This window comes from Streptomyces sp. NBC_00236 (assembly GCF_036195045.1).
In the GTDB taxonomy this organism is placed as follows: Bacteria; Actinomycetota; Actinomycetes; order Streptomycetales; family Streptomycetaceae; genus Streptomyces.
The window spans coordinates 618911-638620 of the sequence record NZ_CP108100.1; the positions used below are offsets into that span (position 1 = coordinate 618911).

The following is a 19710-nucleotide window of genomic DNA, read 5'->3' on the forward strand; positions in this document are numbered from 1 at the left end:
GGCTCACGCCTTTCCGGCGGCCGGGTCGGGCCGCAGCAGTACCCACAGGAGGAAGGGGCCGCCGAGGACGCTGGTGACGACCCCGACGGGCAGTTCGACCGGCGCGGCGACACGCCCGATCGCATCGGCCGCGGCGATCAGCGCGGCCCCGGTCAGCGCCGACGCGGTGACCGGGACACGGGTGGGACCGGTCAGCCGCTGGGCGAGGATCGGCGCCGCCAGCGCGACGAAGGCGATGGGTCCGCCGACGCCGACCGCCGTGCCGGCCAGCAGGACGGCGAGAGCGAGCGCGACGGTACGGACCCGTCGCAGGTCGACGCCCAGGGAGCTCGCCACCTCGTCGCCGAAGCGCAGCAGTTGCAGCCGGTGCCCGGCGGCCAGCGAGAGCGGGACGAGGAACAGCAAGGCCACTGCCAAGGGCGTCCCGGCGTCCCAGTCGCGTCCGTTGAGGCTGCCCACGGCCCAGAGGAACACGCCGCCCGCCGTGTTGTCGTTCTCGCGCGACATGATCAGGTCGCTCACCGCGCCGATGAAGGTGGAGATGCCGATCCCGGTCACCAGCAGCCGGTATCCGGCGCTCCCCGCTCCTCCCGCGCACAGGACGACGAGGACGGCGGCGGCCACGGCTCCGACCGGGCCGAGCCACCAGTTGCCGACCATGCCGGTGGCGGATCCCGCGGCGGCGGCCACCACGGCAGCGGTGGCGCCTTCGTTGACCCCGACCAGGTCGGGTGTGGCGAGCCGGTTGCCGGCCAGGGTCTGGGTGAGACAGCCCGCGATACCGAGGGCGGCGCCGACCAGCAGACCGGTGAAGATCCGGGGGAGCCGGAAGTCGCGCACGATCATGACGGTTCCGGCATCGCCGGTTCCGAGGATTCCCGAAAGGGTCTGCGACAGGCTCATTCCGGTCGAACTCGCCATCACCGCCAGGGTGATGAGGAGGACCAGCAGTGGAAGGAGCAGCACGGCGGCGAACGCGCTGCGCCTCGGGAGGAGCCAGGAAAGCGTCCCGGTGCGGAGCACGACACTGTCGGGCGGGGTCACGTCCGTCGGGCAGGGACTCCCGCCATGGACGACCGGGGTCACTTCCTTGATGCCGGAACTCCCGCCATGGACGGCCGGGGTCACTTCCTTCGTGCCGGAACTCCCGCCGTGGACGGCCTGAGCCACGTCCTTCGTGCCGGAACTCCCGCCGCGGACCGCCGGGGTCACGTCCTTCATGCCGGAACCCCCGCCATGGACAGTCGCGAGGAGCGGGCGATCCACACGAGCAGGGGGCCGCCGACGAAGGCGAGCAGCACGCTGACCGGGGTCTCCCAGGGCCGGATCACGATCCGCGCGAGGATGTCCGCGACGATCATGATGTCGGCCGCGATGAGGGCGGACAGGACGAGGGCGGCGGTCATCCGCGCCCCGGCCAGGGCCCGCGCGGCGTACGGCGCGAACAGTCCCAGGAAGGCGATGGGTCCGGCCACGGCCACCGCGCATCCGGCGAGCAGCGAGACGGCCGCGGCGACGACGAGCCGGATCCGGCCGGGATGGTGGCCCAGGGACCGGGCCCCGTCGTCCCCGAGCCCGAGCGCCGCCAGCGGGCGCGCGCAGCCGAGCGCGGTGAGCAGACTCACCGCGATCAGGGGCAGGAGGGGTGCCAGGTCGGAGAGCTCGATGCCCGCGAGCGAACCGATCGTCCAGTAGCGGTAGGTGTCGAAGGTCGACTGGGTACCCAGCAGGACGTACGAGGTGAGGCCGTGAAAGGTGGCGCCGAGCGCCGATCCGGCCAGGACGAGCCGCAGCGGGGATCCACCGCCGCGCCCGGACGCGGCGAACAGGAGGACGGCCGCGCTCGCGACCATGCCTCCGGCCAGGGCCCACACCAGCAACGAGGAGGGTGAGTCCGCGCCGAAGAAGGTGAGGCCCAGCACCACGGCGAAGGCGGCTCCGGAGTTGACGCCGAGGAGCCCCGTCTCGGCGAGCGGGTTGCGGGTGGCGGCCTGCAGGAGGCAACCGGCCGTTCCCAGGCATGCCCCGACCAGGACCGCGGCGAGCGTGCGCGGCAGGCGTACGTCCACGACGGCCAGGCGCAGTTGTGCGTCCGCCCGTGCGGCCGGGTCGCCGACCAGGTAGTCCCAGGCGCCGCCCGCCGAACTCGACCCGGTGCCGATGAGCAGGGACAGCAGGACGAGGAGGGGCAGCAGGAGCACGAGACCGGTTGCCGCCCACACGGCCGCGCGCCCTTCCCGTGGCGGGGTTCCGGTGGGGCGGGACCCGGTGCCGGGCCGTCCCGTTTGCGCGATCGACATATGGTTAGCCTAACCTAAGTAAGCCGGGCGGCCGGCGGTGGGTCCCGAGGGCTCCTCCTGCCCTGAATCGGCGTCAATCGCCCTGCCCCGCCCCCGTTCGGTGCGGCGGAACACGCCGCCCCGAACGAACTCATCACTCGAACACAACGGAGATTCCAGGCCATGGCCCCGAATTCGACCTTCTCTTCCCGCGGTCTCGTCCGCCCCTCGGTGGCGGCCTCGCTGATCGGCATCTGTGCCGTGGCCCTGACCGCCTGCGGGTCCTCCGAGGCCTCGGACGGCGCTGCCGGCTCGGACTCCTCCAAGGCGTCGAGGACCACGCAGGTGACGGACGCGACCGGAACGTCGGTGAAGGTCCCCGCGACGCCCGAACGCGTCGTGGTCCTCAGCGAGATGGACCTGGACGCGGCCCTCGCGCTGGGCGTGAAGCCGGTGGGCCTGACCGCCGGCCGCGGCCAGAAGGGCGCCCCCGGCTACCTCACCGACCAGGCGAAGGGCATCCCCGTGGTGGGTGCGGTCACCGGCCCGGACATCGAGAAGGTCGTCCAGGCCAAGCCGGATGTGATCCTCGCCGGCCAGCTCGCCGACGAACAGGTCCTCCAGCAGTTGCGCAAGGTCGCTCCCACGGTCGTCACGATCGACGGCACCAAGGACTGGAAGAAGGCGCTGACCCTCACCGGCAAGGCGCTCGGCCGGGCCAACAACGCCGAGGCGTTCCTCGCCGACTACGACACCCGGGCCGCGGCCCTCAAGAAGGACCTGGGTGCGGAGGCGGGCAAGAGCGTGTCCGTCGCCCGCTATTCCGCCAAGGGCTCGGCCGTCATGCAGCAGGGCGTGTTCATCAGCGACGTCCTCGACGACCTGGGCTTCACCCGTCCCGGTATCCAGAACGAGAAGGGCGAGGGCCACTCCACGCCGATCAGCGACGAGAACCTCAAGGAGATCGACGGCGACTGGCTCTTCATCGGCACCTTGACCTCCACCGGATCGGACCAGGACCTCGTGGCCGAGCTGTCCAAAAAGCCCGCCTACAAGCAGCTCAAGGCCGTGAGCCGTGGGCAGTCGACCGTGATCGACGGCACGAAGTGGACGAGCCTGGGCGGCGCGCAGGCGGCCGTCTCGGTGCTCGACGACATCCGCAAGGCCATGGTCAAGTGAGTCCGGCCCCGGAACTCACCGGCCGGCTCGCCCTCGTGACGGGGGCGGGCCGCGGGATCGGCGAGGCCGTGGTGCGCGCCCTCGTCGAACGCGGTGCACGCGTCCTGGCCACCGATCTCGCTCCCGACGGTGTCACCGCGCTCGCCCGCGAGTACGGCGAGCGGGTCGCCGCCCGTGCGCTCGACGTCACGGACGCCACAGCCGTCGAGGCGCTCGTCGCCGAGGCGGAGGACACGCTCGGCCCCCTGGACATCGCGGTCAACGTCGCCGGTGTGCTGCGGTGTTCGCCGGTCGCCGAGCTGACGGACGAGGACTGGGCGGCCACCTTCGCCGTCAACACCGACGGGGTGTTCCACGTATCGCGGTCCGTGTCGCGCCGGATGGCCGGACGCGGAACGGGCAGCATCGTCACCGTCGCGTCCAACGCCGCGGGCATCCCCCGCACGAACATGGCCGCGTACGCGGCGTCGAAGGCCGCGGCCGTCATGTTCACCAAGTGCCTCGGCCTCGAACTGGCCCCCCTGGGCATCCGCTGCAACACCGTGTCGCCGGGCTCGACCCTCACCGACATGCAGCGCGGCATGTGGCCGGCCGGCGGCACCCAGGACGAGAAGGCCGCCGCCCAGCGGGTCATCGACGGGGACGGGGCGAGCTACCGCACCGGCATTCCGCTCGGCCGGATCGCCGACCCGTCCGACATCGCCGAGGCCGTCGCCTTCCTCGTGTCCGACCGCGCCCGCCACATCACCCTGCACGACCTCTACGTCGACGGCGGCGCCACGCTGCGGGCCTAAGGGCTGTCTTTCGTCTGGATCGGGCCGGGTTTTCGCGGGCCCGATCCACATCGAAGACGACCCTGACCCGCCCGCCAGAACCCTCCGACAGCGGATCGCAGCCCTCCCCCACTGGAGACAGGAAGACATGTCTGCCTCACTGCGCGTACCCACCGCCCCGCACCGGGCCACCCCCCGCATCTCCCCTCCCTCCTCCCCCTCACCCGGCGACGCGACCGCGCTGCTCGACGCCTACCGGCCCGGCACGGACCGCTTCCTCGCCTCGTCGCGCCAGACCCTGCTCGCCTCCGGCACCGCCGCCGAAGTACCGCACGATTCGCGGCCGTTGAGCGCCCGGGTGCATGAAGTGCTCGATGCCCGGCGGCGGGCCGGGGACCCGGCGCCGATCGTCGTGGGAGCGCTGCCCTTCAGCCCGGACGCCCCGCCCTCGCTGGCGGTCCCGCAGTCCGTGCGCCGGGCGTCGGCCCTGTGCGAGGACCCGCTCATCGCACTCCCCGGCCCCGCCACGGAACCCGGCACCTGGGAGACCCGCGAGGTCCCGGCGGCCGACGACTACGCCGCCTCGGTGGCAGCGGCCGTGCGGCGGATGCGTGCCGGGGAGTTCGACAAGGTCGTCCTCGCCCGCACCCTGGAGCTGACGTCCTCCCGCGACCTCGATCTGCCCGCCATGCTGCGCCGGCTCGCGCAGCACGATCCGAAGGGCTACACCTTCGCGGTTCCCAGCGGGCCCGGCCGCACCCTCGTCGGAGCCAGTCCCGAACTCCTGGTCGCCCGCTCCGGCAACGTGCTCACGGCCAACCCGCTGGCCGGGTCCGCGCCGCGCAGCAACGATCTGGCCGAGGACGTCCGGCGCGCGGCCACCTTGCTGGAGTCCCCCAAGGACCTGCACGAGCACGCCGTGGTCGTCGCCGCCGTCCGGGAGGCCCTGGCCCCGTTCTGCGTGAGCCTCGACGTGCCCGAACGCCCCACGCTCGTACGGACGGCAGCCATGTGGCACCTGTCGACGACCGTCACCGGCACGCTCGCGGACTCCGCCACCTCCTCCCTCGACCTCGCCTCGGCGCTGCACCCCACACCGGCGGTGTGCGGCACCCCGACCGACACGGCCCGCGCCGTCATCGCGGAGTCGGAACCCTTCGAGCGCGGCGCCTACACCGGCATGGTCGGCTGGCAGGACGCGGACGGGGACGGCGAGTGGGTCGTGACGATCCGCTGTGCGGAGGCCGAGGGCCGCTCGCTCCGGCTGTTCGCCGGCGCCGGCGTGGTGGCCGCCTCCTCGCCCGAGGCGGAGACCGCGGAGACCGGCGCCAAGTTCCGTACCTTCCTCAGCGCCGTGGGCGCAGCGCTGTGAGCGCCGCCCCGCAGGACGACGCGCCGACCTGGCCCGAGGGCTTCGCCGAGCGCTACCGTGCGGCCGGCCACTGGCGCGGTGAGACGTTCACAGGAGTGCTCCGGGCGCGCGCCGCCGCCCACCCCGACCGGGTGGCGGTCATCGACCCCGCGGACGGGCGCCGCACCCGGACGTACGGCGAACTGGACGAGCGGGCCGCCCGGCTGGCGGCGGGGTTCGCCGCGCGGGGCATCGTCAAGGGCGACCGGGTCGTCGTCCAGCTGCCGAACGTCGCCGAGTTCATCGAGGTGGTCTTCGCGCTCTTCCGGATCGGTGCGCTGCCCGTCTTCGCCCTGCCCGCCCACCGGGAGACGGAGATCGGCTACTTCTGCTCGTTCACCGGGGCCGTCGCCTATGTGATCCCTGACCGCCACGCCGGCTTCGACCACCGGGAACTGGCGACCGCGGTGCGGGAGCGGACCCCCGGCCTGCGGCACGTGTTCGTCGTCGGTGACCCCGGCGAGCACACCGCGCTGTCCGACGTGCCGTGCGAGGAGTCCGGTCCGGTCGACGGGCCCGAGCCGCACGACCTGGCCTTCCTCCAGCTCTCGGGCGGCACGACGGGAGTGCCGAAACTCATCCCCCGTACGCACGACGACTACATCTACTCGCTGCGCGGCTCCAACGAGATCTGCGGTGTCGACGAGGACACCCGCTTCCTCGTCGTGCTGCCGGCCGCGCACAACTTCCCGATGAGTTCGCCGGGCTGGCTGGGTGCGCTGTACGCGGGCGGCACGGTCGTCCTGTGTCCGCGGCCCGATCCGGCGACTGCCTTCCCGCTCGTGGAGCGGGAGCGGGTCACCATGACGGGCGTGGTGCCTCCGCTCGCCCTGGTGTGGACCGAGGCGGCGCCGGACACGGAGCACGACCTGTCCAGCCTGGAGCTGGTCCTCGTCGGAGGCGCCAAGTACAGCGAGGCTGCGGCCCGGCGCCTGGAGCCCGCGCTCGGCTGCCGGCTCATGCAGGTCTTCGGGATGGCCGAGGGCCTCGTCAACTACACCCGGCTGGACGACGACCCGGAGACCGTGGTCACCACACAGGGCCGGCCGATCTCCGATGACGACGAGATCCGGATCGTGGACGACGCCGGACAGGACGTGGCAGAGGGCGCCTACGGGCATCTGCTGACCCGTGGCCCGTACACGATCCGCGGCTACTGGCGCGCCCCCGAGCACAACAGGACGGCTTTCACCGAGGACGGCTTCTACCGCACGGGCGACATCGTGCGCCGCACCCCGGACGGAAGTCTCGTGGTCGAGGGGCGGGCGAAGGACCAGATCAACCGGGGCGGCGAGAAGGTCGCGCCGGAGGAGATCGAGAACATCATCCTCGCCCATCCCGCCGTGCACGACGTGTCGGTGGTCGGCGTCGCGGACGCGTTCCTCGGTGAGCGCACCCTCGCGTACGTGATCCTGCGCGAGGACGCCCCGTCGCTGAGGCCGGTGGCCGTGAAACGGCATGTGCGCGAGCGCGGTGTCGCCGCGTACAAGGTTCCCGACCTGGTCGAGTTCGTCGACGTCTTCCCGCAGACCGGAATCGGCAAGGTCAGCAAGAAGGGGCTGCGCTCGGGGACCGTTCCGCCACCCGGCGCCGCCCCCGCCGAACAGCACCGAGCCCGCACCGCGCGGCACTGAAAGGCTTCCCCCATGGCACTTCCCGCCATCGCTCCCTATCCCCTGCCCGGCGCGGACGACCTCCCCGCGAACCGCGTCGCGTGGACCGTCGACCCCGCACGCGCCGTGCTCCTCGTCCACGACCTCCAGAACCACTTCCTCGGTGCGTACCGCTCCGGCGAACAGCCGCTGACCGGCATGCTCGGCAACACGGCCCGCATCATCGGCGAATGCCGCGCCGCCGGCGTCCCGGTGGTCTACTCGGCGCAGCGCGGCGGCCAGACCGCCGAGGAACGCGGTCTGCAGCTCGACTTCTGGGGGCCCGGCGCGGCCGATGACGCCGAGGCCCTCGCCATGCCGGAGTCCGTCGCACCGGCTGCCGGTGACACGGTGCTCACCAAGTGGAAGTACAGCGCGTTCGTCCGGACCGAACTCGAGTCCCTGATCCGGGGGTCGGGCCGCGACCAGCTCGTGATCACCGGTGTGTACGCGCACATCGGCGTGCTGATGAGTGCCGCCGACGCATGGATGCGGGACATCCAGGCGTTCGTCGTGGCCGACGCGGTCGCCGACTTCTCGCGCGCGGACCACGACATGGCGCTGCGCTGGGCGGCGGGCCGCTGCGCGGTCGTGACCACCACCGACGCCCTTCTGAAGGAGATCTGAGCACCATGGCCCTCACCCTGGAGCAGATCCGCAGCGACATCGCCGAGTCCCTGGGCGAGGACCCCGCGGACATCCCCCTCGACGAGAACCTGCTCGACCACGGGCTCGACTCGATCCGCATCATGGCGCTGCTCGGCGGGTGGCGTCGCGATCACGATGTGCGCGCCGACTTCGCCGATCTCGCCGAACAGCCCTCCGTAGAGGCCTGGGCCCCGCTGCTGGGGGTCTCATGACGGTCCTGCTGGCCGGCACCGTCGGCATCGCACCGGAGGGGCCGGACACCGTACTGCCGCTGACCGCCGCCCAGTCGGGCATGTGGTACGCGCAGTCGCTCGATCCCCTCAGTCCGGCTCAGAACACTGCGGAGTGCCTGGAGATCGACGGACCGCTCGACCAGGAGCTGTTCGCCGCGGCCCTCCGGCAGGTCGTCGCCGAGACGGACGCGCTGCGCGTCCGGGTCGAGGACGGGCCGGAGGGGCCGCGGCAGACCGTCGCGGCCTCGGTGGAGCTGCCGCTCACCGTGCACGATCTGCGGGACGCGCCCGACGCGGAAGGGCAGGCGGAGGCGTGGATGCGCGCCGACCTCGCCGAGCCCTGCGATCTCGCGGCGGGCCCGTTGTTCCGCCACGCACTGTTCCGGGTCGGCCGGGAGCGCTGGCTCTGGTACCAGCGGATCCATCACCTCGTCATGGACGGCTTCGGCTACTCGCTGCTCGTCCGGCGCACGGCCGAGGTGTACTCGGCGCTCGTCGGGGGCCAGGACCCCTGGCCCCGGACGTTCGGGACGCTCGCCGGCCTCGTCGCGCAGGACGCCGCCTACCGGTCGTCGGAGGCGTTCGCGGCGGACCGCGCCCACTGGTCCGACGCCTTCGCCGACCGGCCGGAGGCACCCCGTCTGGCGGGTCGCGGCGCGCTGCCGTCGCGTACGTTCCTGCGCCGCACCGCCCACCTCGGTCCCGAGGCGACCGACCGGGTGCGGGAGCTCGCTACGCAACTCCGCGCCACCTGGCCGGAGGTGCTGATCGCCGCGCAGGCCCTCTACACCTCACGGGCGACCGCCCGCTCCGAGGTGGTGCTCGGGCTGCCCATGATGGGCCGGGTGGGATCGGTGGCCCTTCGGGTGCCGGGCATGGTGATGAACGTGCTGCCGCTCCGGGTCACCGTCACCCCCGGCGCGAGCTTCGCCGGACTGGTGCGCCAGGTCGTACTGGGTGTCCGCGCGGTCCGCCGCCATCAGCGCTACCGCTACGAGGACATCCGCCGCGACCTGCGGCTGCTCGGCGAGAACCGGGGCCTGGTGGGCCCTCTCGTCAACGTGATGCCCTTCGACTACGACGTCGACTTCGCGGGTACGCGGGCCCGGGCCCGCAACCTGTCCGCGGGCTCGGTCGACGACCTGACCGTCAACATCTACGACCGCGCGGACGGCCGCGGGCTGCGCATCGACCACGACGGCAATCCGGCCCTGTACGACGAGGACGCCCTCGCCGCCCATCAGGAGCGCTTCCTGCACCTCGTGGAACGGCTGACCGCCGAGGACCCGCACGCGGCGCTCGCGGCGCACGGAATCGCGACGCCTGCCGAACACGCGCTGGTCGTAGAGCAGTTCAACCGAACGGACCGCGCACTGCCGCCGACGACGCTCATCGGCCCGATCGAGGCGCAGGTCGCCCGCACTCCGGACGCGACCGCGCTCGTCTACCGGGACGTCTCCCTCACCTACGCGGAGCTGAACACCCGCGCCAACCGCCTGGCCCGCCACCTGCGGACCCTCGGCGCCCGGCCGGGTGCCGTGGTGGCGGTGGCGGTGCCGCGCTCGGTGGAGCTGGTCGTCTCGCTCCTCGCGGTACTGAAGGCGGGGGCCGCCTGTCTGCCGCTCGACCCGGAGTACCCGGCGGAGCGCATCACCTACATGCTGACGGACGCGGCTCCCGTCTGCGTGATCACCGACCGGGCGGACCGTCTCGCCGACGACACGACGACGGTCAGGGTCGTCCTGAACGGCCTCGACGTCTCCGGGTACCCGTGGTGCGATCCGTCGCGCCCGCTGACACCCGCGCATCCGGCGTACGTCATCTACACCTCGGGGTCCACCGGACGTCCGAAGGGCGTCGTCGTGTCGCACGGCGCGATCGACAACCGGCTGCGCTGGATGCAGGACGCCTACGCGCTGACGACGGACGACCGGGTGCTGCAGAAGACGCCCTCGTCGTTCGACGTGTCCGTGTGGGAGTTCTTCTGGCCGCTGCGCGAGGGCGCGGCGCTCGTCGTCGCGGAACCCGGCGGCCACAAGGACCCCGCCCATCTGGCCCGGCTGATCCACGAACAGGCCGTCACCACCTGTCACTTCGTACCCTCGATGCTCCAGGTCTTCCTCGCGGAGGCGGACCCCGGAGCGTGCGCCGGACTGCGCCGGGTCTTCTGCAGCGGGGAAGCCCTGCCCCGGGAGACCGCGCACGCCTTCGGGCGCGCTCTCCCGCACGTCGGACTGCACAACCTGTACGGGCCGACGGAAGCGGCCGTGGACGTCAGCTTCCACGCGTGCGCGCCGCACGACAGCGGGCCCGTGCCGATCGGACAGCCCGTGTGGAACACCCGGCTGTACGTACTCGACGCCGGGTTGCGACCCTGCCCGCCGGGGGTTCCCGGCGAGCTGTACCTGGCGGGCCGTCAGCTCGCCGAGGGCTATCTGAACCGGCCGGACCTGACCGCCGGCCGCTTCGTCGCCGACCCCTTCGCCGGCTCGGCGCGGCGGATGTACCGCACGGGGGACCTGGCGCGCTGGACGGAGCAGGGTGAGGTCGAGTACCTCGGCCGCACGGACCACCAGGTCAAGCTGCGCGGGCAGCGCATCGAACTCGGCGAGATCGAGGCGGCGCTGGCGGCCCGGCCGCGGGTGGACGGGGCCTGCGCCCTGGTGCGCGAGGACCGGCCGGGCGACCAGCGGCTCGTCGGTTACGTGACGGGAGGCGCCGATCCCGCCGAGGTGCGGGCGGCGCTCGCCCGGGAACTCCCGGAGCACATGGTGCCGTCGGCGGTCGTGGCGCTCGACGCGTTCCCGCTCAGCCCCAACGGAAAGCTGGACCGCCGCGCGCTGCCCGCCCCCGTCTTCACCGGCGGAGGCGGTGTCCGCGTGATGAGCGCCCGTGAGGAGGCGCTGGCGCTGCTGTTCGCGGAGGTGCTCGGAGCGGCAGCGGTGGGGCCCGACGACGCGTTCTTCGACCTCGGCGGGACCTCGCTGCTCGCGGTCCGGCTCGTGGCACGGGTGCGGGAGGAGTTCGGTGCCGAGCTGACGATCGGTTCGCTGTTCGAGGCGTCCACCCCGGCCGCGCTCGCCGCCCGGATCGACGGTGCGGGGCCCGCGGCCGAGGATGCCCTGGACGTCGTCCTGCGGCTGCGCGGCGGCAGCGCCAGGGCTCCGCTCTTCGCCATCCATCCGGCGGGCGGCATCGCCTGGTGCTACGCCGGGCTGGCAGCGCGTCTGGGTCCGGATCAGCCGGTGTACGGCATCCAGGCGCGCGGCCTGGTCCGTGACGAACCGCTGCCGCGGACACTCGAGGAGGAGGCGGCCGACTACGTCCGGCGCATCCGGGAGGTGCAGCGGCACGGCCCGTACCGGCTGCTGGGCTGGTCGGTGGGCGGGGTGCTCGCACACACGGTGGCGGTGCTGCTCCAGGAGTGCGGCGAGGAGGTCGAACTCCTGGCCCTGCTGGACGCGTTCCCGGCCGAGCAGTGGCGGGAGCGGCCGGCGCCGGAGGAGGGCGACGCCCTCACCGCGGTACTGCGGATGGCGGGATTCGAGCGCACCGGCGAACGAACCCGCGGGGACGTGCTGGCCACGCTGCGCCGGGCGGGCAGTCCGCTCGCCGGGCTCAGGGACCGGACGCTGTCGAAGATCGTCGACATCGTGCCCAACCATGCCCGGATGATGCGTGAGCATGTGCACCGCGGTTACGAGGGCGACCTGCTGTTCTTCACCGCGGCGGCGCCGCGGGCGGAGGACTGGCTGACCCGTGAGGCGTGGCGCCCGCACGTGTCGGGCGCCGTCGTGAACCACGATCTGGACTGCACCCACCCGCAGTTGATGCGGGAGCGCTTCCTCGACACCATCGGGGAGGCACTCGCCGCCCGGCTGAAGGAGCTGGACGCCTGACTTGACCGTTGGCCTCGGGGTCCGAGGTCAACGGTCAAGTCAGCCGGGGCACCCGCCCCCTTCGTCGCGGTCAGACGGAGGGGGCGCCCGGGTTCAGGAGGTCCACGAGGCCGTCCGCGAGTTCCGTGCGCCAGCAGAGGTAGTCGTGGCCGCCGTTGAACTCCCGGTAGGAGGCGTCCTCGTAGCCCGCGGAGGCCAGCGTGTCGCGCAGTCGCCTGGCGGCCGGCAGGGCGACCCACTCCTGCTCGCCGAAGGAGAGCCAGAACCGGACCGGCAGACGCGGGGATTCGGCGATCCGGGCGGTGAGCCACTCGGCGTCCGGTCCGTCCGGCCACCAGAACGATCCGGACTGCGCGAGGACGTTACCGAAGCGGCCGGGTGCGGTGAGGGCGGCGTAGGCGGCGGTGAGCCCGCCCAGGCTCTGTCCCGCGACGACGGTGCGTGCGGGATCGGCCGTGACCGGGAGGCGAGCGGCCGTCCAGGGAAGCAGTTCGTCGTCGAGGAAGGCGACGAAGTCCCGGCTGCAGGCGAGGTCCGTCCAGCGGGTGGCCACGTCGACGGAATCCGGCAGCAGGGCCACCAGCGGGGGGATGCGCCCGTCGGCGATCAGGTTGTCCAGGAGATGGGCGAGCCCGAGGTGCGGCTGCCAGTGCTCCCCGTCCAGGAGGACGAGCACCGGCAGATCCGCCGCCCCGGGCGCACCGGCCGGCCGGTACGTCCAGACGCGCCGGTTCCCGCCGAGCCGCTCGGAGGGGACCTCGTGCACGGACACGCCGCCCCGGGCGGCATCCGGCCGCGGCAGCCAGTCCCGGGCGCTCGGGGCAGCCGGGAGTTCGGCGCAGGAGACCGGGTCGCCACCCCAGCGGCGGGGCAGCGAGCGGAGGTTCAGCGGATCGGGACGGCGCCGGGTGCGGAGCAGGCGCCAGTAGTCGGCGGCCTCCGGTCCGGGGCCGTCGCCCTCGTCGACGTAGAAGTCGTACGTGCCCCGCCAGTCGTGCCGCAGCCTCAGCGTCCAGTGCCACACATCGGTGCCGGGGACGTGTTCCATGAGGTTGCCCTCGGGGTCCCGCGGGTCGCCGAGCTTGTTGGGCAGCACCTGGACGGCGCGGGTGCCAGGGGCTCCGCGCCACAGGAACGTCACGGCCGCATGGTCGTCGCTGCCCAGCGGGTCGGGCCCGACGAGCGGTGTGCCGGAGGCGGCCACCCCGGCCCAGAACTGCTCAGTACCGCCCGGGTCCGGGAGGGCGCGGACGGGCTCCGCGAGACGGGTCAGCGGTTCCGGCCGTGCCGTCCGGGGCGGTCGCTGGGGGGCGTCCTTGGGCGGGACGGACGTGATCATGAGAGGGGCTCCGAATAACGAGGCGATCAACTTAGGGTTACCTTACCTTTCGGGCGACAGGGGCCCCGCCGCAGGCATGCCCACCCGCGGCGCCGACCTTGCCCTCCCGCACCCCCACGCACGGCGCCCGACCGCCCCTCCCACACCCCCACACCCCCACACCCCCGGCCGCACTCCGCGCCCCCCGGACCGGAATCGGCCGCATCGCCGCATGGGCGAGCCGACCGCCGGCCGCGACGCGGCGCTCGGCCTCCGGCCAGGACCGACCCGCCCGAACCTCCCCCGCACCCGGTCGAGTTGTTAGCCAGGTCACACACCTGAAAGAGCATTACTTAGGTAAGGCTAAGCTAACTTTCGAAGTGCAGATCGCCATGAAACACCTTCAGGGAGATGACCCCAGCATGACTTCACCCACCCGCAGCCTGCGCCGCACCGGAACCTCCGCGGCCATTGCCGTCGTGCTCGCCGCAGGCAGCACCGCGGCACTGACGGGCACCGCGACCGCTCAGAGCCGGCCGGCCGGCCCGGCGGTCACCACGGCGCCGGTCACGAACGGGCTCTACCAGTCCTCCTACTCGGAGCGGAACCACGTCCTGTGGACCACCTCGTCGGTGGGGCGGCCCCCGGTGACGAACTCCGCCCTGACGAAGGTGGATCCGCTGACCCTGAAGGTGAAGGCGACCTGCACGCCGCCGGTCACCGACGCGGCCACCGGCGCCGTCGAGGCGGTCTACGGTGTGGCGGTCGACGACGAGCACAACACCGTCTGGACCACCAACACCCGCAACAACTCGGTCGCCGTGTACAGCCAGCGCACGGGCAAGCACCTCGCCACGCTCCCGAACGTGGCCCACGCCCGGGAGATCGTCGTCGACGAGCGCCACGACACCGTGTGGGCGAGCTCCTACGGTGACGGCACGCTCGTCGCCTTCGACAGCCGCACCCTGAAGGAGCAGAAGCGCGTCACGGTCGAGGGATCGGGCCCGGCCGGCCTGGCTCTGGACGAGAAGTCCGGCACGGTCTACGCCGCCGACCTCACCAACGACCAGATCATCCAGGTCGCCACGGGCTCCACCGCCCCGCGGCTCATCCCGGCCGGTGACGGCCCCATCTCCGTCTCCCTGTCCAAGGACGGCCGCACCGCCTACACCGCCAACCAGACCGGCGGGGACATCTCGGTCGTGGACCTGCGCAAGGGCCTCGTCACCAAGTCCGTCACCACCGGTGCGGGCCCGCTGTCCGTCGCCACCGACACCCGCACGGGCAACGTGCTGGTGGCCAACCGCACGGACGCCACCGTTTCCGTCGTCAGCCCGCGCAAGGGCGCCGTCGTGGAGACCGTGAAGGTCGGCGCGAACCCCAACCACATCGAGATCGCCGGCGGCTCCGCGTACGTCGTCGACAAGTCCGGTGCGGGCGCCGACGGCAAGGACCAGCTGCACCGCATCCGCCTCGCACGCTGACGTCCCCCACCCACCGCAGGGGTCCGGCCCACCGCGCCACGCGGCGGGCCGGACCCCTGCGGTTCCCTGCGCCCGGACCTCAGCCTCCGCGGCGCGGCCGGTCGATCACGTACCGGCACTCAGGGGCAGGAGCTGGGGGCGCTTGGCGGTGCGGCCGTCTCCCGATGACCTGCCGCGCAGCCGGCGCCCGAGCCACGGGCCGAGGAAGGCCGCGGCCCAGCGCACTTCGGCTCCGGCGGACTGCCAGCCGGCCGGGAGCACTTGGGGTGGCAACGGGTGCGTCCAGGTGTTGTCACTGCGGGGCAGATCGATGGCCTGGGCGACGGCTGCGGCGATCCGCGCGTGGCCGAGAGGGCTGGCGTGGAGCCGGTCCACGCTCCACAGCCGTGGGTCGGTGGCGACGGGGTGCTGGGCGATTTCGGCGACGGCGACCCCATGGCGGGCCGCCGCGGCTCGGATGAGGGTGTTGAGCTCCGACACCCGGCCCCTGACGGGCCGCGCAATGGGCGCGATCTTCCCCACGTCGGGGATGGTCAGGGTCGCCACCTGCGCCCCGGCGGCAGTGAGCGCGGCGAACATCTCCTCCAGGTGCCCGGCCACCTGCGCGACGTCCACCCGCGGCCGCAGCAGATCGTTGACCCCGGCCACGACGGTGGCCAGGTCGGGGCGCAGCGCGAGTGCCGCTTCCAGCTGTTCGGCACGGACCTGTCCGGCGACCCGGCCCCGCACGGCCAGATTGGCGTACTGGAGACCGGGGCTGACGGTGGCGAGGTGCTCAGCGAGCCGGTCGGCCCAGCCGCGCAGGCCGACGATGTCGTCCCCGTCGCCGACCCCTTCGGTCTGGCTGTCGCCCAGCGCGACGTAACGCAGGTACTCACCGCCCGGCATGAGCCGCCTGCCTCTCCCGCAGCACGGCCGCGATCCGCAGGCACCAGTCCCGGTGGCCCTGCTCGAAAGCCACGCCCCGCAGGCACGTCAGGTACGGCCCGACGCGCTCGCCGTGGCGGAGGAACTCCTCCTCGTCCGCCTCCCCGCGCATCTGCCGGAGCAGGCCGTCGAGGAGCGCGATCTTCGCGTCCGCCGCGGCCACCCGCTCATCGAGTTGCGCGATGACCTGTGCGGTGCCGATGCGGTCGGCGGACTGGACCTTGACGAGCAGGTCGTCACGGATGAACGACGGCTTGGACGTGGTCGCGGCGAACTTCTCCAGCTCGTCGCGGCCGGCGTCGGTGACCCGGAAGACACGTTTGTTGGGCCGGGTCTCCTGGACCACCTGCCGGCCCTCGACCAGGCCTTCCTTCTCCAGCCTGGCCAGTTCGGTGTACAGCTGCTGGGGCAGTGCGTGCCAGAAGTTCGCGACGCCGACGTCGAACGCCTTCGCCAGTTGGTATCCGCTGAACTCGCCGTCCAGCAGCGCCGCCAGCACGGCATGTCGCAAGGCCATCGAAGCAGCCCCTCCCTCTCCTCACCGGTCGGCGCGGTGACACCGGCCGCGAGTCATCGTACTCAAGAATATGACTACTCAAGTCCTTGAGTACAGGCGACGACACTGCCGTGCGGAGCGACGGGAAGGGCTGCGAACCGAAGGGCGGGCCGCGCCTACGAGGCCGCGGGCGTCACCGCATGGCTTCCGTACGGGCGCGTGATGATTTCCATTCCATGACCTGCGGGATCCATGAAATACAGCCCGCGCCCGCCGTGGTGGAAATTGATCTCGCCCGGCATCTTGAGATGCGGATCGGCGTAGTACGTGATTCCCGCGTCCTGAATACGCCGCAGCGCGACATCGAACTCGGTGTCCCCGATGAGGAACGCATAGTGCTGCGGGACGATCGACTCGGACGGAATGGTGGCGAAGTCCAGCGTGACGCCGTTACTGAGCAGGACCGGAATGAACGGCCCCCACTCGGCGCCTACTTCGAGATCCAGAAGATGGGCCAGGAACTCGGCGGATTCCCGGTTGGACCGGGCGTGGACGATCGTGTGATTCAACTCGACAGACAAAGCGGAATGCCTCCGAAGGCATCTCCCGGACACCTCCATGCCTCACCCGGCCGGTGACCGACACGCGATGTCCGCCTGCGATCATAAGAGCGTCCCACCCGCCTGTCGAGTCATATCCGCCACTCCGCCCTGCCTTCAGGGCGGCGCACCCCGACATCACCTCGGTGTACGCAGCCCCTTCGGTGTGGGCCGGCCCCACTGGTCCCGGTTGATGAAGCGGCTGAAGCCTCGCCAGGAGTTGGGGCCCATGACGCCGTCGATGGGGCCGGTGCAGCCGTGGGCGGCCGCCAGTCGTTGGACCGCGGCCCAGGTGTCGGTTCCGGGGATTCCGTCGAGGGGTCCGGTGCAGCCCCGGTTCCGCATGTTCAGCTGGAGCGCGGCGGTGGTGCGGGGGCCGGGACCCCCGCACCACCGCCGGTACCCCGCACCACCGCCGGTACGACCCGCAGCAACAAGAAATCCCCGGTCCGCAATTGCGGACCGGGGATTCTCCCGAGTATATTGAGCGTTTCTGTGCGCCCACAGAAACGGCCCCGCACGGGGGGCCACTAAGAAACACCATATCCGCCAGGGAGCAATGTTGTCAACTCGGGAAAGCGCCGAATTGCAGAAGGAGCAGGAATTCATCGACCGGCTCTACGACCGCGTCGACGCGGTGCGCGGAGTCGCCGCCCAGCATGTCGAGGACGCGCTGACGCCGGTCGGGACCGGGCTGCAGGCCCGTCTCGAGCGTGATGTGCTCGTCGCCGAACGCTCCGGGCTGCTGGCGGCCCTGAACGCGGTGGACGGCTCGCTGTGTTTCGGCCGAATCGATCTCTCCGACGGCACCGCGCACCATATCGGCCGCATCGGAATCCGCGAGGACGACACCGCACATACGCCGCTGCTCATCGACTGGCGCGCGCCGGTCGCCCGCCCCTTCTACCTCGCCACCGGTCACACCCCCATGGGGCTGCGCCGGCGCAGGCACATCACCACCGAGGGCCGCGACGTCACCGAGCTCCACGACGAGATCCTCGACGTCGGGGACCGGCAGCGCACCGGGTTCGAGGACCCGAGCGGTGACACCGTGCTGCTGGCCGCCGTGAACTCCGCCCGCACCGGGCGCATGGGCGACATCGTGCGGACCATCCAGGCGGAGCAGGACCGCATCATCCGCGCACCGCACCGCGGTGTGCTCGTCGTCGAGGGTGGTCCCGGCACCGGAAAGACGGCGGTGGCACTGCACCGGGCGGCGTTCCTGCTGTACGAACACCGTGAGCTGCTCGCCAAGCGAGCCGTCCTGATCGTGGGCCCCAACCCGGCTTTCCTGAGCTACATCGGTGAGGTCCTGCCCGCGCTCGGCGAGACCGGGGTCCTGCTCGCCACGCAGGCCGAGCTGTTCCCCGGGGTCCACGCCGACGGCACGGACACCCCCCGGGCCGCCACGGTCAAGGGCGGTGAGCCGATGGCGGAGGCTCTCGCCATGGCCGTGCGCGACCGGCAGCTGCTGCCCGAACCCGGTGCCGCGATGGTCATCGCACACGACGACGGGGACCTGATCCTCGACTGGGAGATCGCCTACGAGGCCCGGCAGGCGGCCCGCGACACCCTGCTGCCGCACAATCTCGCCCGCCCGCACTTCGCGTTCCGGATCATCGACGCCCTCACCGCCCAGCTCACGGAGCGCATCGGCGCCGATCCGTACGGCGGGCCCAACTTCCTCGGCCCCGACGACATCGCCCAGCTCGGCAAGGCGGTCGCCGTCAGCGGTGCGGTGCACAGCGCCATCGACGAGCTGTGGCCGCCGCTCACCCCGGAGGCGTTCCTCACCGAGTACCTGGCCGACCCCGTCCACGTACCCGCCGAGGACGCCGAGGCCATCCGGCGCGCACCCGGCGGTGCGCGGTGGACCCCTGCCGACGTACCGCTGCTCGACGAGGCCGCGGAGCTCCTCGGCAGCGACGACAGCGCCGAGCGGGCGGCGGCGGAGGCCCAGCGCCAGGAGCGCATCGCCTACGCCCAGGGCGTGCTGGAACTGTCGCGGGGCTCGGAGTCGTTCGAGTTCGAGGACGAGGAGTCCGAGGTCCTCGCCGCCCACGACATCATCGACGCGGAGCGGATGGCCGAGCGCCAGGAGGAGGCGGATCACCGCAGTGCGGCCGAACGCGCCGCCGCCGACCGCACATGGGCGTTCGGGCACATCATCGTCGACGAGGCGCAGGAGCTGTCACCGATGACGTGGCGCCTGCTGATGCGCCGCTCGCCGACCCGCTCGATGACCCTGGTCGGCGACCCCGCGCAGACCTCGCAGGAGGCGGGCGTCGGCTCGTGGGAGAAGATCCTGGAGCCGTACGTCGGTGACCGCTTCGAGCACGTCGCGCTGAAGGTCAACTACCGTACGCCCGCCGAGATCATGGAGCTGGCCGCCCGGGTGCTGCGCGCCCACGACCCGTCGTTCGCACCGCCCGCCTCGGTGCGGTCCACCAGTGAGCTGCCGTGGCTGCGGGACTCCGGTGACGATCTGGCGGGCGCGGTCGCCCGGGCGGTCCTGGAGCTGACGCCGGAGGAGGGGCGCCTCGCGGTGATCGCGCCGCGGGCGCTCCACGAGGAGATCAGCGCTCCCCTGACCGGAGTCACCGCGGGCGCCGAACCCGACCTCACGCACACGGTGGTGCTGCTCGACCCGCGGCAGGCGAAGGGGCTGGAGTTCGACCACGTGCTGGTCGTGGAGCCCGCTCTGTTCGGCACGAGTGATCTGTACGTGGCGCTGACCCGGGCCACGCAGCGCCTGGGCATCATCCACCGGGAGGAGCTGCCGGAAGCGTTGCGGTGAGCACGCCCCGGGTCG

Annotated in this window: 16 protein-coding genes; 9 read left to right on the plus strand and 7 right to left on the minus strand. The window is 72.3% G+C overall.

Going from position 1 to position 19710, the window contains the following annotated elements:
- Positions 1-3: 3 nt before the first annotated feature.
- Together OG446_RS02705 and OG446_RS02710 are read right to left on the minus strand one after the other, a co-directional pair.
- Complete coding sequence (locus OG446_RS02705; RefSeq protein WP_328892489.1) at positions 4-1221, minus strand: FecCD family ABC transporter permease; 1218 nt, start codon at positions 1219-1221, stop codon at positions 4-6.
- Positions 1218-2300 (minus strand): FecCD family ABC transporter permease, encoded by a 1083-nt coding sequence (locus OG446_RS02710; RefSeq protein WP_328892490.1) that lies wholly within the window; start codon positions 2298-2300, stop codon positions 1218-1220. The genes OG446_RS02705 and OG446_RS02710 overlap by 4 nt, the downstream gene beginning before the upstream one ends.
- A 162-nt stretch (positions 2301-2462) precedes the next feature.
- Between OG446_RS02710 and OG446_RS02715 the strand changes: the two genes are divergently transcribed.
- From OG446_RS02715 to OG446_RS02745, 7 genes are all read left to right on the plus strand, one after another.
- Positions 2463-3458 carry an ABC transporter substrate-binding protein gene (locus tag OG446_RS02715; RefSeq protein ID WP_328892491.1) on the plus strand — a complete coding sequence of 332 codons (996 nt, stop codon included), beginning with the start codon at positions 2463-2465 and terminating at the stop codon, positions 3456-3458.
- Positions 3455-4252, plus strand: a complete 798-nt coding sequence (locus tag OG446_RS02720) for a 2,3-dihydro-2,3-dihydroxybenzoate dehydrogenase (RefSeq protein ID WP_328892492.1) — start codon at positions 3455-3457, stop codon at positions 4250-4252. The genes OG446_RS02715 and OG446_RS02720 overlap by 4 nt, the downstream gene beginning before the upstream one ends.
- 127 nt (positions 4253-4379) lie before the next feature.
- The gene (dhbC, locus tag OG446_RS02725) at positions 4380-5603 is read left to right on the plus strand and encodes an isochorismate synthase DhbC (protein ID WP_328892493.1); all 1224 of its coding nucleotides are present in this window, start codon (positions 4380-4382) and stop codon (positions 5601-5603) included.
- Positions 5600-7276 (plus strand): (2,3-dihydroxybenzoyl)adenylate synthase, encoded by a 1677-nt coding sequence (locus OG446_RS02730; protein WP_328892494.1) that lies wholly within the window; start codon positions 5600-5602, stop codon positions 7274-7276. Before dhbC ends, OG446_RS02730 begins: the two co-directional genes overlap by 4 nt.
- A 12-nt stretch (positions 7277-7288) precedes the next feature.
- On the plus strand, positions 7289-7921 hold the full coding sequence (locus tag OG446_RS02735; RefSeq protein WP_328892495.1) for an isochorismatase family protein: 633 nt from the start codon (positions 7289-7291) through the stop codon (positions 7919-7921).
- A gap of 5 nt (positions 7922-7926) precedes the next feature.
- Entirely contained in the window at positions 7927-8154 is a 228-nt protein-coding gene (locus tag OG446_RS02740; RefSeq protein WP_328892496.1) for a phosphopantetheine-binding protein, read from the plus strand.
- Entirely contained in the window at positions 8151-12074 is a 3924-nt protein-coding gene (locus OG446_RS02745; RefSeq protein WP_328892497.1) for an amino acid adenylation domain-containing protein, read from the plus strand. The genes OG446_RS02740 and OG446_RS02745 overlap by 4 nt, the downstream gene beginning before the upstream one ends.
- Before the next feature lie 70 nt (positions 12075-12144).
- Here OG446_RS02745 and fes read toward each other — a convergent pair whose 3' ends face one another.
- Positions 12145-13413 carry an enterochelin esterase gene (gene fes / locus OG446_RS02750; protein WP_328892498.1) on the minus strand — a complete coding sequence of 423 codons (1269 nt, stop codon included), beginning with the start codon at positions 13411-13413 and terminating at the stop codon, positions 12145-12147.
- A gap of 401 nt (positions 13414-13814) precedes the next feature.
- Here fes and OG446_RS02755 point away from each other — a divergent pair, with 401 nt between their 5' ends.
- Positions 13815-14876: a YncE family protein gene (locus OG446_RS02755; protein WP_328892499.1), complete on the plus strand. Its 1062-nt coding sequence runs from the start codon at positions 13815-13817 to the stop codon at positions 14874-14876.
- A gap of 105 nt (positions 14877-14981) precedes the next feature.
- On the opposite strand, the gene OG446_RS02760 is transcribed toward OG446_RS02755, so the two are convergent.
- From OG446_RS02760 to OG446_RS02775, 4 genes are all read right to left on the minus strand, one after another.
- A complete protein-coding gene (locus tag OG446_RS02760; RefSeq protein WP_328892500.1) occupies positions 14982-15764 on the minus strand; it encodes an SGNH/GDSL hydrolase family protein in 783 nt (260 codons plus the stop codon).
- Positions 15751-16320: a PadR family transcriptional regulator gene (locus OG446_RS02765; protein WP_328892501.1), complete on the minus strand. Its 570-nt coding sequence runs from the start codon at positions 16318-16320 to the stop codon at positions 15751-15753. The genes OG446_RS02760 and OG446_RS02765 overlap by 14 nt, the downstream gene beginning before the upstream one ends.
- Positions 16321-16475: 155 nt before the next feature.
- A complete protein-coding gene (locus OG446_RS02770; RefSeq protein WP_328892502.1) occupies positions 16476-16880 on the minus strand; it encodes a VOC family protein in 405 nt (134 codons plus the stop codon).
- Positions 16881-17036: 156 nt separating this feature from the next.
- Positions 17037-17243, minus strand: a complete 207-nt coding sequence (locus tag OG446_RS02775; protein WP_328892503.1) for a peptidoglycan-binding domain-containing protein — start codon at positions 17241-17243, stop codon at positions 17037-17039.
- A 241-nt stretch (positions 17244-17484) separates the two neighbouring features.
- On the opposite strand from OG446_RS02775, the gene OG446_RS02780 reads away from it, so the two are divergent.
- Positions 17485-19695, plus strand: a complete 2211-nt coding sequence (locus OG446_RS02780) for a HelD family protein (protein WP_328892504.1) — start codon at positions 17485-17487, stop codon at positions 19693-19695.
- Positions 19696-19710: the final 15 nt, after the last annotated feature.

Coding starts and splice junctions, on each gene's coding strand:
- OG446_RS02705 (WP_328892489.1), bottom strand. CDS start 1,221: ATGAAGGACGTGACCCCGGCGGTCCGCGGCGGGAGTTCCGGCACGAAG.
- OG446_RS02710 (WP_328892490.1), bottom strand. CDS start 2,300: ATGTCGATCGCGCAAACGGGACGGCCCGGCACCGGGTCCCGCCCCACC.
- OG446_RS02715 (WP_328892491.1), top strand. CDS start 2,463: ATGGCCCCGAATTCGACCTTCTCTTCCCGCGGTCTCGTCCGCCCCTCG.
- dhbC (WP_328892493.1), top strand. CDS start 4,380: ATGTCTGCCTCACTGCGCGTACCCACCGCCCCGCACCGGGCCACCCCC.
- OG446_RS02735 (WP_328892495.1), top strand. CDS start 7,289: ATGGCACTTCCCGCCATCGCTCCCTATCCCCTGCCCGGCGCGGACGAC.
- OG446_RS02740 (WP_328892496.1), top strand. CDS start 7,927: ATGGCCCTCACCCTGGAGCAGATCCGCAGCGACATCGCCGAGTCCCTG.
- OG446_RS02745 (WP_328892497.1), top strand. CDS start 8,151: ATGACGGTCCTGCTGGCCGGCACCGTCGGCATCGCACCGGAGGGGCCG.
- fes (WP_328892498.1), bottom strand. CDS start 13,413: ATGATCACGTCCGTCCCGCCCAAGGACGCCCCCCAGCGACCGCCCCGG.
- OG446_RS02755 (WP_328892499.1), top strand. CDS start 13,815: ATGACTTCACCCACCCGCAGCCTGCGCCGCACCGGAACCTCCGCGGCC.
- OG446_RS02760 (WP_328892500.1), bottom strand. CDS start 15,764: ATGCCGGGCGGTGAGTACCTGCGTTACGTCGCGCTGGGCGACAGCCAG.
- OG446_RS02765 (WP_328892501.1), bottom strand. CDS start 16,320: ATGGCCTTGCGACATGCCGTGCTGGCGGCGCTGCTGGACGGCGAGTTC.
- OG446_RS02775 (WP_328892503.1), bottom strand. CDS start 17,243: ATGCGGAACCGGGGCTGCACCGGACCCCTCGACGGAATCCCCGGAACC.